General features: G+C 74.9%; 2 protein-coding genes. One reads left to right on the top strand and one right to left on the bottom strand.

Translation table 11 applies throughout. The annotated features are described in order from the left end of the window. The coding region (locus H5J30_RS35330; RefSeq protein ID WP_181791876.1) for an ABATE domain-containing protein at nucleotides 1–198 on the bottom strand (198 nt) is incomplete at its 3' end. A gap of 86 nt (nucleotides 199–284) precedes the next feature. Here H5J30_RS35330 and H5J30_RS35325 point away from each other — a divergent pair. Further along, nucleotides 285–1,054, top strand: a 770-nt coding sequence (locus H5J30_RS35325; protein ID WP_181791875.1) for an MBL fold metallo-hydrolase, incomplete at its 3' end; no start/stop codon positions are given.

Here is a 1,054-nt window from a genome sequence, read left to right as displayed (position 1 = left end):
CTCCCGGATCCCCGCGTCCGCCGGGGCCAGGCCGTGTCCGGTGAGCCAGCGGTTGGCGCCCGCGGGGGTGCCGAGGAGGTCGGCGAAGTGCCCGCCGGGCAGCGCCATGGCGCTGTTGACGAAGTCGAGCGAGGGATAGTCCACCGCTCCCGGCGCGGGGGTGGCGGCGAAGTCGTCGCCGGTCGGGCTCTCGGGCATACACCTCATGGTACGGGTTGCCGTCATCCGTGAGGCAGGGCTATGGTTCCTCACGGATAATTCACCTGCCATCCGTGAGGTTCTTCATGGCCGATTCCGGCACGACCGCCGAGCAGTTCCCCGTACGCGTCCTCGGCGGCCCCACCGCCCTCTTCGAGTACGGCGGTCTGCGCTTCCTGACCGACCCCACCTTCGACCAGCCCCGCGACTACGACGTGCCGGGCGGTGCGCTCACCAGGACCGCGCCGCCCGCGGCGGCGCCGGCGGGGCTGGGCCGTATCGACGTGGTCCTCCTCTCCCACGACGAGCACCCCGACAACCTCGACGAGGCCGGCCGCGCGCTGCTCGCGGAGGTCCCCCTGACGCTGACCACGCCCGGCGGCGGAAAGCGGCTCGGCGCCGGGGCCCGGGGGCTGGCCGACTGGGAGACGGCCGAGCTGGACCGGCCCGGCGGCGGCACCGTCACGGTCACCGCCGTGCCCGCCGTGCACGGCCCGGAGCCGCGCGCGGTCGTGGAGGCGGCGCTCGGCGAGGTCGTCGGCTTCGTGCTGACCGGCGAAGGGCTGCCCGTCGTCTACGTCAGCGGCGACAACGCCTCGCCGGCGGCGGTGGCGGAGACGGCGGGACGGTTCGGCCCGGTGGACACCGCGATCCTCTTCGCCGGCGCACCTCGGGTGCCGGTGCTCTTCGGCGGCGAGCCGCTGGTGCTGGACAGCGCGCAGGCGGCGGACGCGGCCGGGGTACTCGGCGCCCGCAGGGTCGTGCCCGTCCACTACGACAGCTGGTCGCACTTCACCGAGGGCCGCGACGAACTGGCCGCCGCCTTCGACGCGGCCGGGATACGGGACCGGCTCGA

This window comes from Streptomyces phytophilus (genome assembly GCF_013870535.1).
GTDB lineage: Bacteria > Actinomycetota > Actinomycetes > Streptomycetales > Streptomycetaceae > Streptomyces > Streptomyces phytophilus.
Note: the sequence above shows the minus strand (reverse complement) of the source record. Positions and strands in the feature narration are given on the sequence as shown.